Source organism: Alkalilimnicola ehrlichii (genome assembly GCF_003399765.1).
Classification (GTDB): Bacteria; Pseudomonadota; Gammaproteobacteria; order Nitrococcales; family AK92; genus AK92.
This window is the reverse complement of record NZ_NFZV01000079.1, coordinates 1-1199: the sequence shown is the minus strand read 5'-3', so window position 1 is coordinate 1199 and position 1199 is coordinate 1. Positions and strand designations below refer to the sequence as shown.

The window sequence follows — 1199 nt, the reverse complement described above, 5'->3', positions numbered from 1 at the left end:
ACCGTGTCCAAGGAAAAGTTTGAGCGTACGAAGCCGCATGTGAACGTAGGGACCATTGGTCACGTTGACCATGGTAAGACGACGCTGACGGCGGCTTTGACGAAGGTGATGGGCGAGAAGCACGGCGGAGAGTTTCGTGCTTACGACCAGATCGACAATGCGCCGGAAGAGCGCGCGCGTGGTATCACGATTGCGACGGCGCACGTGGAGTATGAGTCGGACGTTCGTCACTATGCGCACGTTGACTGCCCGGGTCACGCGGACTATGTGAAGAACATGATCACCGGCGCGGCGCAGATGGACGGCGCGATTCTGGTATGCTCGGCGGCGGACGGCCCGATGCCGCAGACCCGCGAGCACATTTTGTTGGCGCGTCAGGTTGGTGTTCCGTACATTGTTGTTTACCTGAACAAAGCCGACATGGTTGACGATCCGGAGCTGTTAGAGCTGGTGGAGATGGAAGTGCGCGAGCTGCTCTCGAGCTACGACTTCCCGGGCGACGACACCCCGATCGTGACGGGTTCGGCGCTGAAGGCGCTGGAAGGCGACACGTCGGACATCGGCATTCCGTCGATCGAGAAGTTGATTGGCGAGATGGATGCGTACATTCCGACGCCGGAGCGTCCGGTGGACCAGCCGTTCCTGATGCCGATCGAGGACGTGTTCTCGATTTCCGGTCGTGGCACCGTGGTCACGGGGCGTGTCGAGCGTGGCGTGGTCAAGGTGGGCGAAGAGGTTGAGATCGTGGGTCTGAAAGAGACCACGAAGACGACCTGCACGGGCGTTGAGATGTTCCGCAAGCTGCTGGATCAGGGCGAGGCGGGCGACAACGTTGGTGTGCTGCTGCGCGGTACCAAGCGTGACGAGGTTGAGCGCGGCCAGGTGCTGTGCAAGCCGGGATCGATCACCCCGCATACGCATTTCGAATGCGAAGTGTACATTCTGTCGAAGGATGAAGGTGGTCGTCACACGCCGTTCTTTAACGGTTATCGGCCGCAGTTCTACTTCCGTACCACCGACGTGACCGGCTCCTGCGAGCTGCCGGAAGGCGTTGAGATGGTAATGCCGGGTGACAACGTCAAGATGACGGTTACCCTGATTGCGCCGATCGCGATGGAAGACGGCTTGCGCTTCGCGATTCGTGAAGGCGGCCGTACCGTCGGCGCCGGCGTCGTTTCCAAGATTATCGAGTAAGCGGC

Annotated in this window: 1 protein-coding gene; it reads left to right on the top strand. The window is 60.3% G+C overall.

Annotation, left to right across the window (positions count from 1 at the left end):
• Positions 1-3 precede the first annotated feature (3 nt).
• Positions 4-1194 carry an elongation factor Tu gene (gene tuf / locus CAI21_RS22740; protein WP_116304387.1) on the top strand — a complete coding sequence of 397 codons (1191 nt, stop codon included), beginning with the start codon at positions 4-6 and terminating at the stop codon, positions 1192-1194.
• Positions 1195-1199 lie beyond the last annotated feature (5 nt).